This is a genomic window from Allomesorhizobium camelthorni, assembly GCF_011045125.1.
Lineage (GTDB): Bacteria > Pseudomonadota > Alphaproteobacteria > Rhizobiales > Rhizobiaceae > Allomesorhizobium > Allomesorhizobium camelthorni.
Genome location: NZ_JAAKZF010000036.1, coordinates 18,106 through 31,957, shown reverse-complemented (window position 1 = coordinate 31,957; position 13,852 = coordinate 18,106). Strand labels below are relative to the sequence as shown.

The window sequence follows — 13,852 nt, the reverse complement described above, 5'->3', positions numbered from 1 at the left end:
GGCATGGTGCGAGTCCGCCAGAGAGCGTAGGGACGCAAAGACAGGTTCATTCAGCCGGCGGTTCGTGGACCATTGGGGAATCGGCTCGGCAGTGGCCGCTGATCGCCGACCAGATTTTCGCACTGGTGATCGGCATGTCGAGGTGGTCGACATCATAGTCCGCCAATGCATCGACGATGGCACCGACAATGGCGGGCAGCGCACCCACCAGGCCGGCCTCTCCCGCGCCCTTCGCGCCTACGGGGTTCGTCGCCGTGGGCACCGGATGAAGTCCTGTCCTGAAGCCGCACATGTCGCCCGCTCTGGGCATGGCGTAGTCCATGAAGCTTCCGGACATGAGCTGACCATCGTCTCCGTAGCGAACCGCTTCCATCAGCGCCTCGCCGATCCCTTGCGCGATTCCGCCGTGGAGTTGACCGTCTACGATGGTTTCGTTGATGACGTTGCCGACATCGTCCACGACCACATAGTCACAGAACGTGAGTTCACCGGTCTCAGGATCGATTTCGACCTCGCAGACGTGGCATCCGTTCGGAAAATTCTCCACTTCGGCACTGTAGTGACCGTTTCCCTCAAGGCCTCCGGATGCCGATCCGGGCGCGGCGGCCGCCGCGATCCGGAAAACTTCGGTCAGCGCAACCTGCCTATCGGTCCCGGCCACCACGAAGAAGCCAGCTCTGAACTCGACGTCGGCGGAATGCGCTTCCAGATGATCCGCAGCGATCGGTTTGGCCCTCTCGAGCAGATCCTGAACCGATCGATGCAGTGCGGCCGAACCCATTGCCGACGTGCGCGAGCTTCCGGTCATTCCTCCGGACGGCAACCACCGAGTATCGCCTTCTACGACTTCGATGCTGTCGGGAGACAGTCCCAGCCAGGATGTCGCCAGCTGGGTATACATGGTTCCATGTCCCTGACCCTGATCGGAACCGCCGGCCACGATCGTGAGCCGGCCATCGGATCTGGCGATGGTGCGTACGTTTTCGAACGTCCAGGCCAGGGTGGCCCGCTCGATGACAGTGGATATCCCGATCCCCCTCAGCTTGCCGTCCTGGCGTGAACGTCCGCGTCTTCGTTCGAAATCGTTCCAGTCGGCGGCCCGCAACGCCTTGTCCATCACAGTTTCGAATTCGCCGCAATCGTAGGTGTATGTGAGGGCGGTACGGTAGGGCATTTCTTCGGCGCGGATCATGTTGCGGCGCCGGATCTCGGTTCTGTCGAGGCCCAGCCTTCTCGCCGCCATGTCGACAAGCCGTTCGATCACATAGCTGGCTTCCGGCCTCCCCGCGCCTCTGTAAGGACCGGTCGGGTTGGTGTTGGTGAAGATGCCCCTGACCCGCACGTCAATGGCGGGGGTACGATAGACGCCGGCAAGCGAGCCAAGGTTGTTGACAGGAGATGCAGAAGCGAGCGACGCGGCGTAGGCGCCGACATTGGCATCGGTCCTGACGCGCAACGCGAGAAACTCGCCTTTTGACGAGACAGCGAGTTCGCCGATGGTCACGTTGTCGCGCGAGTGGTTGTCGCTGAGAAAGGCTTCGGAGCGCGACGACACCCACTTCAGGGGCCGCCGGAGCTTCGTAGCGGCCCAGCATACCGCCGTCGTTTCCGGGTCGAGATACTTGAGCCCGAAGCTGCCGCCGACACACGGCGAAACCACGTCGATGCTCTCCTGTGTGCGGCAGAGCGCAGTTGCCAATCCGCTCCTGCATCCAAAAACGTCCTGAACGCCGGCGAAAACGGTCAACCTATCGCTGTCGGGATCGTAGGCGGCGACACAGCCGCGAGGTTCGAGCGGATTCGCGCTCACACGGGGAACCACGAACCTGCCGGAGACCACGTGCGGGGCAGAACCGAAAGCCGCCGCGGTACAGTCGGCGTCTCCCGCCTCATGAAGGAAACAGACGTTGTCCGCGCAGTCCTCCCAGATCGGCTGAAACGAGCGCGTCGCGTCCCGCATTTCCATGACCGGAGCGAGCATCGCGGCTTCGGCAACGACCGATTCGGCCGCCTCCAGCGCCGCCTCCGGCGTGGTTGCGACCACCAGGGCGAACGGGTCGCCGACATGTCGCAATCGACCGCCCGCAAGGGGCCAGCGGTCGGGAAGGAAGGCCGCAGCACCAATCCTGTTCTCCGGTGGCGGCAGGAGGTAGGGCAATGGCCGGCAGCCGTCCGCGCGGTAGTCTTCGAGCGTGTAGACCGCGAGTACCGATTCCTGCCCGGCGGCAATGCTGCCGTCTACCGAAAGCAGCCGCGCATGAGGATAGGGCGAGCGCGCGAAGGCGGCATAGGCCATGTTCTCGAGTACGATGTCGTCGGTGTAGCGTCCTCGTCCCTGGACGAGACTGCGATCCTCGACGCGCATCATATCACCGTTGCGCATCGAGGATCTTTCCGTTTCGCTCTTGTCCGCGGCGACTTCTTATTGAAGATCTTCCGGAAGAAGGCTCAGATCCACGATTGATTTCACGTCGAAATCGCCGTCGATCATTCCCACGGTGCGAGCTCCCTGCAACATGTTGTTCACGGTCTTGAAGTCGTGGCAGTCGCCGAGACCCCAATATTCGATTCCATCCACCGAACCGAATTCGAGCAGGTTCTTGACCACCTTCTTGATGACTTCGGGATCAAGCTCGAGTTCCTTGGCGATCAGTTCACCCGCTTCTTCCGGATTGCTGCGGATGAATTCGACAGCTTCGCGACGCGCCGCGATGATATCCCGTACCACGTCCGGCTGCTCTTCGATGGTCTTCCTGGAACTCAGAAGCATGGTGTTGCTGATCGGGGGAAACGTCTCGTTGCCCCTGGCGAGTACCTTGTACTTGTCGCCTTCCATGGTGAAGGTCGGTTCGACCATCGGAATGACGTCGACTCCGCCGGCGTTCAGTGCGGTGAGAAGTTCGTTGAACCCGCCCACGGAAACCAGTTCCACCTCATCCTGAGGCAATCCGGCTTTGTCGACGAGCATCACCGCCATCATGTTGGTGGCGGACTTCGGCGAGGTATAGCCGACCCGCTTGCCCTTGATGTCGGCCATGTCGTTGATGGGCGAATCCTGCTTCGTGATCCAGATGACTTCGGCGAACGTGTCCACCGCACAACCGACCGGGACCACATCGGCACCAGACGCACGCGCCTGAAGGACGCCCGTAATGCCTGCGTCGGCGAACGGAAGGTCACCAGCCACCATTTCACGGATGGTCGGCGTGGATCCGCGGCCGCTGCGGATACCCTCGACGTTCACGCCATGCTTCTCGAATAGCCCCTTGGCCTTTGCCAGGGCATAGGGATAGGTGCCCGTGGCGACGCCATACTGCGATGCCGCAATTTCCACGGAACCGGCCGCTGTGGCCCAGACCGTGCCGACAATGAATGCAGCCGCCCAGATCGGAATAAGTGCTGCGGGTCGTTTCATGACTTCCTCCCATGATTTGCCTTGCTTGTACGAACCCGGGGTCAAGGCTTCAGCAACCCCCGAAGAACCTGTTTTCCGTAGTTCGGCGCCACCCGAGCGTCGATGACGAACACGCCTCCGCTTCGAACGTGCACTGCACCCTTTCGAACCTCACCCTCCAACTGCGAAGCGCTCTCGATGGGACCGGACGCTTCAGCCCCCTGCGCACGGGCAATGGCCGCCAAGTCGCAAACCGGTCCGTCAAGGCTGATCCCGATGGAACGGTTCTCCACCGGCCGCCCGCGCTCTATCGCCACCTTCTCCTGGTGGTCCTCGTCATTGAAGAAGGATGCGTTGTTAGCGACGATCACGAGCAGAGGTATCCGATAGCGCACCGCAGTCCAGATCGCGGTCGCGCCCATGAGGAAATCGCCGTCCCCGATTATGGCAACCGGAAGCCGGTCGGTGCCCCTGAGCCCGAGGGCCGCGCCAACCGCCATGCCCGGGCCGGACCCGATGCCTCCGCCGCCGTCGTAACCGAGGAAATCCAGCGGACCCTCGAAACTGCAGCACTCTCCTGGCCAGCCGATAGGGAGGCGAATGTAGGTGGGACGAAACTCCTCCAGAGTGCTGCTGGTCGTGGTCGCGAATTGCCTGATCGAAAGCGGGATGTCCTCGCCGGTCGGCGGACTTGACGGCGGCGCTTCCTCCGCTCGCCACTCGGACCTGGAAGCCATGCCGAGGCTCTGGACCGCCTCGTTGAGGACGGATACCGCATTATCGCTGGTCGTCAGAGAGAACAGGTCCACTTCGGGGACCCCGAGGTGGTCGAAGCTCCAGCCGTTGTGGCCATACTGGTCCGGCGAGAAGTGGATCACATGCGCCGACGTCGCCCCGGATTGCCGCAACGTTCCAGCCAGATCGATCCAGTCGAGGCTCAGTGCCACGTCCGCCCTACCGATATCGTCGATTGCATCCTGTCCGATATAGATCCCCGGCCGGTAGGGGTTCAGCGGATGCACGGTCGGGAAGCAGGCACCGGTACGCAGGTCCGTGACGACGCGGGCATTCAATGATTCCGCGAGGCGCACCCTTGCGTCCCAAGCCGCCTGACTACGCAACGAGCGCCCCGCCAGAATGACCGGGCGTTTCGCATCAAGCAGCCGTCTGGCGGCTTCTTCGGCAATTTCGGCCGACGGGATGCCCGGACGAGGTGGCTGAAACCGGCGCAACTCTACCGGGTCGGGCACCCCCGTCAGTTCCGATTCCTGGTCGCCTGCATCCAGGCAGACATAGGTCGGGCCGCAAGGGGCGGTCCTTGCAATCTGATTGGCCCGAAGCAGTGACTCCACGCCCGCGCTCGGCGAGCATGGCTGGTCGTCCCACTTCGTGTATCCCCGGATCAGGCTTCCCATGTCACGGCCGGTATGGATCCAGTCGACCCACGGTCGCCGCCTCGTCGCGTCCATTGGACCCGTCGCACCCAGCAGAACCATCGGAACCCTGTCGCACCATGCGTTGAAAATCGCCATCGTCGCATGCATCAGGCCGACATTGGCGTGAAGCGCTACGGCCATCGGCTCGCCGGTCACCTTCGCGTAGCCGTGGGCGAGGGCAACGGCACTTTCCTCGTGGATGCATGTAAGCATTTGCGGATCCGTGTTCCGCAAATGATTGACGATACTGTCGTGCAACCCGCGAAAGCTCGCCCCCGGGGTCATGCTGATATACCTGAACCCGATCGTGCGGAGCGTGTCTGCGATCAGATCGCTCCCCCACTGTGGAGCGTTCTCGGCCGAAGCCACTTTTGTCGTCACGCTCAAGGCGAGCTCCCATTCATCCATCCCAATACTGTCCCGCTTACCTCGGGGACAATTGTACAAAATTGTTTCGCTGGGATCCCTTGCCTGCTTTCGATTTTTCAGCTCCTTCCTCAATCTTTGTGCTTCATCTGTTGATTTTCGCTGAGACTGACTCGGCATTCTCACCCAGAACTGACACGCCTCCCTCTCAGGTCGGATGCGGCGGTCAAGTTCCTGTTTTCCGCCCTCCTGGTCTTGGCCGTGTGGGCCGAGATATTCGTGACTCGGAAGCTGTCGTTTCCGGTCTCGAGGATGTGGCAGTGTTGGGTCAGGCGGTCGAGAAATGCGATAGTCATCTTTGCAGAAGCCTTCCAGTGCCGTCCGGGTCATGTCGACACGCCCGCCATGACGAAGCTTGCCCTCTTCCCAGAAAACAACCTCCCCGAAGGTCCTGTGGATATCCATTCCGATAACGCGTCGCATGCGCGCCTGCTGTCAGAGTGTTGACGACGGGGCGGCGGGCAACACGACAACTACTACGGTTTCGCGCAGACGCCGCGATGGCAGGCGCTGCCCGCCGAGACGCGTCGATCAGTGACAAAGCTGATGGTAAGCCTGATCCTCGACCACGTCGACGACGAGCACTCTCCCGGAGAGAGGGAGGCGCGTCATGATGCATGAGAAGATCAGGCCGTATCATCTGGAGCGGAAGGCAATACTGTTGTGCGCCAGTCGTCCGCCTATCAGGTCCTGCACAATCGCGAGAGCGGCAGACTTAATATGCCATGCGCGACCGTCTGACGGCGCTTGGCTGGTCTCGCATCGACACGATCACGACGATCTCGGCCGCTCTGCCGCCGGCGGCGTCGCACGCGCCGGGTTCGACCGGATGGTCGCGGAGGTCTGCCTTGGCAAGGTTGGGGCGGTGGCGGCGCGGGAGGTGTCGCGGTTTGCCCGCAACAGCCGTGACTGGCAGCAACTTATCGAGATGTGCCGCGTCGTCGACACCGTGCTGGTCGACCAGGAGACGGTCTACGCACCGCGCCAAGGCAACGACCGGCTGCTGTTGGGGCTGAAGGGAAGCCTCAAGAGTACGAGCTCGATCTTTTGCGCCAGCGTTCGCTCTCAAGGCGCGCCGTGGCGAACTCGTTGTTGCAGCCCCTGTGGGCTTCGTGAAGGTAGGGGACCGGATCGAGAAGGATCCCGATCGCCGTGTGCAGGAAGCGATCATTATGGTCTTTGACAAGGTCGCTGGGCTCGGCAGCGCCCGGCTAGCCTTGATGCGGTTCCTCGAGCATGGGCTGGATTTGCCCGCCAAGCGCAACAATGGCGATATTGTCTGGCGTCGGCCGAACTATGCCACCATCCACCGGATGATCGAGAACCCGATCTACGGTGGCGCCTACGCCTATGAAAAGTCTGGCGTCGCACCGGGATCACGGTTGCGGCAGTGTCCGACAACGACCAGGGCAATGCCTTGAGCGCGCGCCAGATGTTCCTGCTGGTTGCCGGCAGTGGAACGTCATCGATGCCCGGCAGATCGAGCGCGTCGGCGATGGCGTTGACCACGGCCGGCAGCGAACCCACGATTCCAGCTCCGTCCGCCCCAATATCAACCCTTCCGACACTAACGAGGTGGGTGGGCGAAAGTCCGTTGCAAGAGCCTTGCCGGATAAGCCGGCACCGTGCATGTATGGCGCATCGGGCGCATTCCCGATTTCGACGAAAGGGTTATCTCCTTATATTCGCGCGGCATCAGCGTGCGCGAGATCCGGAGGAGCTCTACGGCATCGACGTGTCGCTGGACATCGGCCGCTGCTGTTCCGAGGCGTGCGCCGTCTTTATGGAGTGGCCCGCCCTCCTTTGAGGCATCTAGGATGCCGGTGTTTGGAACCGGAGAAGGGCGAGCCATGACGATCATGATACCGGGAACTGACCTTGGCAAGAACAGCTGCAGCGCAACAGGCGGCGCAGGCCGCGGTCGCTCATGACAGGTGGGTTCCGTCAAATGCATTGTTGATATGGGATCATCTGGCTTCGAGATGAGCTCAGGCTCTCACCGACCCTCGGCTCGCGCACTATGAGGCGGCAAGCGCCATCTCCGGAACCTACCGGGGGGAGCAGGACACTGGTTTCGGATTCATCGAACTGGTGAACGACTGGAAGTGATGCCAGCGTATCGCGTGCCGGGGTCTGATGGAGGCTCACATTCCACGGAAGGATGAGAGTCATGGCAGCACCGAGGAAGTAATTCCGACGAGCTTGGTGAGCGGGCGATCAGCGGTGTGATCTGGCGACGAAGCCCGGTGTGCTGCGTCGCGTTGAGGCGGCCCAAATCTTCCTTTGCTGCAAGCAAGTCTTTCACCGTCGTCTTGACGCAACTGTGGTCAGTGTTTCGACAACTCTCCACCGGAGGCGTCGGCAACTGTCGCAGTCAGGGCGAGAAAGTCTGAAAGTCGATTGAGATACCGGAGTGCGTGCTGAAACTGTGGCCTGTCGATCGGATAATCGCCGAGGCCGGGCGCGCTGAAAGGCAGCTCGCTCAGCGTAAGCAGACGACGTTCAGCTCGCCTGCATTGCGCCCTGGCTACCTCGGAGAACGCTGCCGACAAACTACCGACCGGTGGAACGGCATCCGGCTGAGATTCCGAAGTCACTCTGACATTCCGAATTTGCACTTCGAGCTCTTCGACCTCTTTCGGCGACAAGACAGCTGACCGACCTGCGGCGATGAGGTTGCCGATCTCCTGGATGACGGCCCGAACTCGCGCGAGAATTGCGTGTTGCTCCGGGAAGGCTGAGACGGCCTGCACCACTGCAATGGACGCATTCAACTCGTCCAGGACGCCGAGCGTTTCGATCGTTGGACTATCCTTGTCTACGAGCAAGCCCGAGGCGAGACGTGTCTGGCCCGTGTCCCCGGGCCGAGTTCCGATGCGGTTTGCCATGCTGTCCTCCTCACGATCTGGTTTTCGTTTCTTGGGGTGCCGGCACCGGGAACCATTCAGTTGCCTTGTGAGTGTTGTTCCCGCTGCTGGTCGTCGAACTTGCGTGCGTACATGCAGTACATAGGCCATATGGCGGCGATGACGCCGCGTTTGCGGTCATCGAGGAGTGACAGCTTCTTCGCAGGGTCTCCTCCATACAGCCAGCCGCTCGCGATCCTCTGACCCTTGATGGTATGTGCACCGGCAGCAAGCAAGACGTCGTCTTCAACCACGGTTCCTTCCGCCAGGATCGCGCCCATGCCGACGAGGCTTCGGCTTCCGACGACGCAGTCGTTCATCCGCACGTTGTGACCGATGGTGGATTCCCATCCGATCGTCACCGGCTGTTCGACGCAGCGGATGACGGTGTTGTCCTGGATGTTAGTGCGCTCGCCGACCGATATTTCATGCCGCCCGGCATCAAGGTCACAGCTGAACCAGATGCCGACATCTGCGCCGGCGACGATACGCCCGCTCGTGCTTGCCGTTGCCGCCCGAAAAAGAGGGCCGGCAGTGTCAATGGATCCATTCAGCTGGAGTGATCCTGCCATTTCGTCCGGTTCACGGTGGCTACGGGCATGCAGTGCGTCCAGTTCGCCCGGCTCGAGCCTTCTGACGGGCTTTGCGGGCTGGCCCTGATACACCCATCCGCTTTCGAGAATGGAGCGGGGGAAGACGATTGCGCCATCGGCAAGCGCGACATCGTCCGGTACCTTTGAGCCGTCGAGGATGATGACGTCACGTCCGATATGGCAGCGGTCGCCGACGTCACAGGCATGGATGATCGAATTAGCGCCTGCCGTCACACCGTTGCCGATATGGGTTGGAAAGACATCATGTGCGATATGGACGGTCGCACGGGCGCCCAGGCGGAACTGGTTGCCAATGGTGACGTCGTGTCCGTCGGCCCGGATCACCGAATGTACGCCGAGCCATGCGTCTCGCCCGATCGTGGCGCGGCCGAGGACAGAGGCATGCGCACCTGTATACACCGGGGCCGATGCCAATTGCGGTGCGATCCCGTCATAGGGAAGGACGAATAGCTTTTGCCCGGTCATGCCCTGCAACTCCAGCTGTGCGGGATGGTCTGCATTTCAAAATACCGGGGTTTCTCGATAGACGCCCCACACTGTTTTGAGCTTCTCGACGATGTCGCCCATCGTGGCGTCCTCGCGCACCAGCTCGATGGTAACGGGGATGATGTTCTCGTCCTGCTCCCTGGCCGTGGCGACCAGCTTGTCGAGCAGGCTCTGCACCTTGGCCTCGTCACGCGCGGCACGAACGCGCCGCGTGCGCGAGATCTGGCGTTCGGCCGTTGTCGGGTCGTAGGGATGCACGTGTAACTTCTCCTCCGCGCCCTCCAGCCGGTAACGGTTGACGCCGATCACGGGCTTCTCGCCCGACTGCTTGCGCAGCGCCGTCTCGTAGGCGAAATCGGCGATGTGCCTCTGGAACCAGCCTTCCTCGATCAGCTTGATCGTGCCACCACGCTCATCGATTTCGTCAAGGGTCTCGAAGATGCGCTTCTCGTATTCGTTGGTCAGCGCCTCGACATAGTAGGATCCGCCGAGCGGATCGACCACCTGGGTGACGTTGGTCTCGTCCGCAATCACCTGCTGCGTACGCAGTGCCAGCTGCATCGCCTCCTCAGTCGGGATCGCAAAAGCCTCGTCGAAGCCGTTGGTGTGCAGCGACTGCGTACCGCCCAGAACGGCCGACAGCGCCTGCATGGCGGTCCGCACCACATTCACCATGTATTGCGGCTTGGTGAGCGAGGCGGCGGCCGTCTGACAGTGGAAGCGCAGGCGCATCGATTCCGGCTGCCTGGCTCCGAAGCGCTCCTTCATGATCTTGGCGTAGCAGCGGCGTAGCGCGCGGAACTTTGCCACTTCCTCGAAGAAGTCGGCTTGGCTGACGAAGAAGAAGGCGAGCCGCGGCGCGAAATCGTCGACGTCGATACCGAGCTTCGTCACTTCTTCGACATAGACGATGAGGTTGGCGAGCGTGAAAGCCGCCTCGTGCAGCGGCGAGGAGCCGGCTTCCGAGATGTGGTAGCCCGAGATGTTGATCGGGTTGTAGCGCTTCATGTGCCTGGTCGAATAGGCGATCAGGTCGCGCACAATGCGCACCGATGGCGCGATCGGAAAGATGTATTCCTTCTGCGCCATGAACTCCTTGAGGATGTCGGCCTGCACGGTGCCCGACAGCTTGTTCAGATCGTAGCCGCGCTTCTCGGCGAGCGCGACATACATCGCAAACAGGATCCAGGCGGTCGGGTTGATGGTCAGCGACACGGAGATCTTTTCCAGGTCGATGTCGGCAAGTAGCGCTTCCATGTCTGCCAGCGTGTCGATGGCCACGCCCTCGCGGCCGACCTCCCCGTCCGACATCGGATGGTCGCTGTCGTAGCCCATCAGGGTCGGCATGTCGAAGTCGGTCGATATGCCGGTCTGGCCCTGCTCGATCAGGAACTTGAAGCGGCGGTTGGTATCCTCGCCGGTGCCGAAGCCGGCGATCTGGCGCATCGTCCAGTTGCGGCCGCGATACATGGTCGGGTACGGACCGCGCGTGAAGGGGTAGCGGCCGGGCAGGCCGATATCCTCGGCCGGCGTGCCGGCGATGTCGGCGGCGGTGTAGGTGCGCTTCACCGGAATGTCGCCCAGCGTGAAGAACTGCTCCTTGCGCTCCGGCGCGCGTTTGACGAAAGCGGCGACCTCGCCCTCCTCCCACTCGCGGACCTGCTTTTCCAGCGCTTCGGTGGAGATGCGATAGATCGTATCAGTCATGGTCGTTCTCTCCCGTGAACTCGCCGACCAGCCGATCCGCCTCGGAATAGGGATCGCTGTGGCGTGCGGATAATTTCTGCGCCGCGTCGGCCGAGCAGGTGGCCATAAGCGGCTTCAGCCGCTCCAGAACCAGAGTTTCGGCGGTCTTCGCCAGCCGGAAGGCGGCAATGTGGCGGCGCCGGCGCTCGCCGGCTGGGCCGTCGAGCGCCTTGCGGTGCCTTGCGGCGGCTTCCAGCAGCGTATCGAGCCCCTGGTCGTTCAGCGCCGAGACGCCGACGACCGGCGGGCGCCAGCCGCTGTCGCCCGGCATGGCTTCCTTCAGCATCATCTTCAGGTCCGTCAGCGTGCGGTTGGCGTCGCTGCGGTCGCATTTGGAGACGACGTGGATGTCGGCGATCTCCAGGATGCCGGCCTTGATCGCCTGCACCTCGTCGCCGAGCCCCGGCGCCGACACCACCACGGTGGTGTGCGAAGCATGGGCGATCTCGACCTCGTCCTGGCCAACGCCGACTGTCTCGAGCACGATCCAGTCGAAGCCGGCGACGTCGAGGATGTCGACCACGTCGAGCGCCGCGTGCGCCATGCCGCCCACTGCGCCGCGTGTCGCCATCGAGCGGATGAACACGCCAGGATCAAGCGCCACGTCGGCCATGCGGATGCGGTCTCCCAGGATTGAGCCGCCGGAATAGGGACTGGACGGATCGATCGCCACCACGGCGATGGTGGCGCCGGTCGCTCGCAATTTCTTGACCAGCACGCCAACGAGCGTCGACTTGCCGGAGCCTGGTACGCCGGTGATGCCGACGACATGCGCGCGGCCCGCCTTGCGGTAGATCTCGCCGATCGCCGCGCGCGCCTCCGGCACGCCGGCCTCGGCGCGCGAAATGAGCCGGGCAACCGCGAAGGTTTCGCCCTTCTCGACGCGGCCGACGAGTTCCGCGGAAGGAGTGTACGCCATCGACCGCCCTACGACGACGCGCCTTCGAGGCGGGCGCGCATGTCGCGCAGCACCTCGCGGTCGTCGATCACCCGGCGCGCCTTGAAGTCGGTCCGCTCGATCGAGTTCTGAGCCACGATCTCGACCACGGCGCGCAGGCCGAGCAGCTTCTGCAGGCCTGCCGCCACCGTGCCACGGAAGGCGGCGATGCGCGCAGGCCCCTCGCGCCACAGCGTGTCCTCGGCCTCGACCTTCACCACCAGTTCATCCATCACGCCGTCGCGCGTGATGACGATGCGGTGCTCGCCGCCATAGCCCGGCGTCTCGTTGAGCACGGCGTCAATCTCACTCGGATAGACGTTCTCGCCACGGATGGTGAACATGTCGTCGATGCGGCCGATGATGCCCATGGGCAGTCGCGGATAGGTGCGCCCGCACGGATTGGGGGCGAACTCCCACATCGTCAGGTCGCCGGACAGCAGCCGGATCATTGGTTGGGAGGTCCGCTCCAGATGTGTGTAGACCGGCGTGCCCCGCTGGCCGTAGGGCACACGGCAGAATCCGTTCGGGTCGCACACCTCGGTATAGACGACGTCCTGCCAACACAGCATGCCTTCGGTCTCGGCAGAGCCTGCGACGTTCATCCAGGGCGTCATCTCACCCATCGATCCGCTGTCGAACACCTTTGCGCCGAACAGCTCCTCAATCCTGCCGCGCACCGCCGGGATGGAGGCGCCGGGCTCGCCAGAGAAGAACATCTGCCTGAGCCCGAACTGACGCGGGTCGAGCCCATTGTCGATTGCCGTCTGGCCGAGATGCAGCGCGTAGGTTGGCGTGCCGTAGAAGGCCTGCGGCCGCAACAGGTCGAGCCACTGCGCGCAGCGCGCGCTCATGCCGGCCGCACCCGCCCCGAACGGGAACGCCTTAGCGCCGAGCCGCTCCGCTCCGGCCAGCGCGCCCCAGCTGCCTACATAGAGGCTGAAGATCGCGGCGACGCAAATGATGTCTCCGGGGCGCATGCCCATACCCCACATGATGCGGGCATGCGCGTTGGAGATCGAACGCCAGTCGTTGCAGCCGATCGCGAAGGCGGTCGGGCGACCGGTCGTGCCGCTTGTGCCGTGGACGTGGTGAATCTCCGAGTCGGGTATGCATAGATAGTCACCGAAGGGCGGGCTGGCCGCCTGCGAGGCGCGCAGTTCAGCCTTCGTCACCACCGGCACGCTGCTCTCGAAGTCTTCCAGCGACTTCAGCTGCGAGGGGTGGAAGCCGGCCTCGTCCCATTTTGTCTTATAGAAGGGCGCATGCGAATAGGCGTAGGCGCAGACCTCCTTCAGCCGCTCCAGGATCGCCTTCTCGCGATCGGCATGCGGCATCGTCTCGCGCTTAGGAAACCAGTGGCGCTGGCCTGCCGGCGGAAAATAGCTGTCGTCATAGTCCGGAGGAAAGCTCCAGCTCTCCATCTCGGTTGCCATCAGCGGGCTCCGCGTTCGGTCACCAGGCGGGTCAGCGTCTCGACGATCGCATTGGGCGGCGTGTCCTGAAGCATGACCTCGGCGACGCCCATCTTCTTCAGCTCGACAACGTCATCGTCAGGCATCACCCCGCCTGCCACGACGACCATGTCCTCCACGCCCTTTTCCTTGAGGAGCGCGAATATTTTCGGGAAGACGGTCATTTGCACGCCGGAGAGAAGGCTGACACCGAGCACATCGACGTCCTCCTGCACAGCCGCGGTAACCACCTCCTCAGGCGAGCGATGCAGGCCGGAATAGACGACATCCATGCCGGCGTCGCGCAGCGTACGCGCCACCACTTTCACGCCGCGGTCATGCCCGTCGAGCCCGACCTTGGCCAGCAAGACCCGAATCGGCTGTGCCATGAAATCGCCTCCCCTTTCATGAATTTCGTATTTCGTATACGAATTTCATGAGAGAGTCCAGAAG

The 13,852-nt window shown here is 62.7% G+C and carries 11 protein-coding genes and 1 pseudogene; 2 read left to right on the top strand and 10 right to left on the bottom strand.

Annotated features, from left to right (window positions below):
- Window positions 1–46 precede the first annotated feature (46 nt).
- From G6N73_RS21625 to G6N73_RS21610, 4 genes and pseudogenes are all read right to left on the bottom strand, one after another.
- Entirely contained in the window at window positions 47–2,383 is a 2,337-nt protein-coding gene (locus G6N73_RS21625; protein ID WP_165031380.1) for a xanthine dehydrogenase family protein molybdopterin-binding subunit, read from the bottom strand.
- Between the two features lie 39 nt (window positions 2,384–2,422).
- Window positions 2,423–3,415, bottom strand: coding sequence for an ABC transporter substrate-binding protein (locus tag G6N73_RS21620; RefSeq protein ID WP_165031379.1), 993 nt, complete (start codon window positions 3,413–3,415; stop codon window positions 2,423–2,425).
- Between the two features lie 41 nt (window positions 3,416–3,456).
- Window positions 3,457–5,331, bottom strand: a complete 1,875-nt coding sequence (locus tag G6N73_RS21615; RefSeq protein ID WP_246252380.1) for a thiamine pyrophosphate-binding protein — start codon at window positions 5,329–5,331, stop codon at window positions 3,457–3,459.
- A 47-nt stretch (window positions 5,332–5,378) separates the two neighbouring features.
- Window positions 5,379–5,558, bottom strand: a pseudogene (locus G6N73_RS21610) (ATP-binding protein); the annotation flags it as partial.
- A 308-nt stretch (window positions 5,559–5,866) separates the two neighbouring features.
- Between G6N73_RS21610 and G6N73_RS38340 the strand changes: the two are divergent.
- A complete protein-coding gene (locus G6N73_RS38340) occupies window positions 5,867–6,439 on the top strand; it encodes a recombinase family protein (protein WP_343044694.1) in 573 nt (190 codons plus the stop codon).
- Window positions 6,369–6,677: a recombinase family protein gene (locus G6N73_RS37070; protein WP_343044693.1), complete on the top strand. Its 309-nt coding sequence runs from the start codon at window positions 6,369–6,371 to the stop codon at window positions 6,675–6,677. Before G6N73_RS38340 ends, G6N73_RS37070 begins: the two co-directional genes overlap by 71 nt.
- A gap of 906 nt (window positions 6,678–7,583) precedes the next feature.
- On the opposite strand, the gene G6N73_RS21600 is transcribed toward G6N73_RS37070, so the two are convergent.
- From G6N73_RS21600 to G6N73_RS21575, 6 genes are read right to left on the bottom strand one after another with little or no spacing between them, the layout of a single operon-like run.
- On the bottom strand, window positions 7,584–8,144 hold the full coding sequence (locus G6N73_RS21600) for an ATP:cob(I)alamin adenosyltransferase (RefSeq protein ID WP_165031378.1): 561 nt from the start codon (window positions 8,142–8,144) through the stop codon (window positions 7,584–7,586).
- A 56-nt stretch (window positions 8,145–8,200) separates the two neighbouring features.
- Window positions 8,201–9,241, bottom strand: coding sequence for a gamma carbonic anhydrase family protein (locus G6N73_RS21595; RefSeq protein WP_165031377.1), 1,041 nt, complete (start codon window positions 9,239–9,241; stop codon window positions 8,201–8,203).
- Window positions 9,242–9,277: 36 nt separating this feature from the next.
- A complete protein-coding gene (locus tag G6N73_RS21590; protein WP_165031376.1) occupies window positions 9,278–10,969 on the bottom strand; it encodes a methylmalonyl-CoA mutase family protein in 1,692 nt (563 codons plus the stop codon).
- Complete coding sequence (gene meaB / locus G6N73_RS21585) at window positions 10,962–11,927, bottom strand: methylmalonyl Co-A mutase-associated GTPase MeaB (protein WP_165031375.1); 966 nt, start codon at window positions 11,925–11,927, stop codon at window positions 10,962–10,964. The genes G6N73_RS21590 and meaB overlap by 8 nt, the downstream gene beginning before the upstream one ends.
- Window positions 11,928–11,935: 8 nt before the next feature.
- The gene (locus G6N73_RS21580) at window positions 11,936–13,381 is read right to left on the bottom strand and encodes a phenylacetate--CoA ligase family protein (RefSeq protein WP_165031374.1); all 1,446 of its coding nucleotides are present in this window, start codon (window positions 13,379–13,381) and stop codon (window positions 11,936–11,938) included.
- Entirely contained in the window at window positions 13,381–13,788 is a 408-nt protein-coding gene (locus G6N73_RS21575) for a cobalamin B12-binding domain-containing protein (RefSeq protein ID WP_165031373.1), read from the bottom strand. The genes G6N73_RS21580 and G6N73_RS21575 overlap by 1 nt, the downstream gene beginning before the upstream one ends.
- Window positions 13,789–13,852 lie beyond the last annotated feature (64 nt).

What these genes read in the sequence shown, in the direction of transcription:
- G6N73_RS21595 (WP_165031377.1), bottom strand. Translation starts at nt 9,241, where the DNA reads ATGACCGGGCAAAAGCTATTCGTCCTTCCCTATGACGGGATCGCACCG.
- G6N73_RS21590 (WP_165031376.1), bottom strand. Translation starts at nt 10,969, where the DNA reads ATGACTGATACGATCTATCGCATCTCCACCGAAGCGCTGGAAAAGCAG.
- G6N73_RS38340 (WP_343044694.1), top strand. Translation starts at nt 5,867, where the DNA reads ATGATGCATGAGAAGATCAGGCCGTATCATCTGGAGCGGAAGGCAATA.
- G6N73_RS21625 (WP_165031380.1), bottom strand. Translation starts at nt 2,383, where the DNA reads ATGCGCAACGGTGATATGATGCGCGTCGAGGATCGCAGTCTCGTCCAG.
- G6N73_RS21575 (WP_165031373.1), bottom strand. Translation starts at nt 13,788, where the DNA reads ATGGCACAGCCGATTCGGGTCTTGCTGGCCAAGGTCGGGCTCGACGGG.
- meaB (WP_165031375.1), bottom strand. Translation starts at nt 11,927, where the DNA reads ATGGCGTACACTCCTTCCGCGGAACTCGTCGGCCGCGTCGAGAAGGGC.
- G6N73_RS21580 (WP_165031374.1), bottom strand. Translation starts at nt 13,381, where the DNA reads ATGGCAACCGAGATGGAGAGCTGGAGCTTTCCTCCGGACTATGACGAC.
- G6N73_RS21600 (WP_165031378.1), bottom strand. Translation starts at nt 8,144, where the DNA reads ATGGCAAACCGCATCGGAACTCGGCCCGGGGACACGGGCCAGACACGT.
- G6N73_RS21620 (WP_165031379.1), bottom strand. Translation starts at nt 3,415, where the DNA reads ATGAAACGACCCGCAGCACTTATTCCGATCTGGGCGGCTGCATTCATT.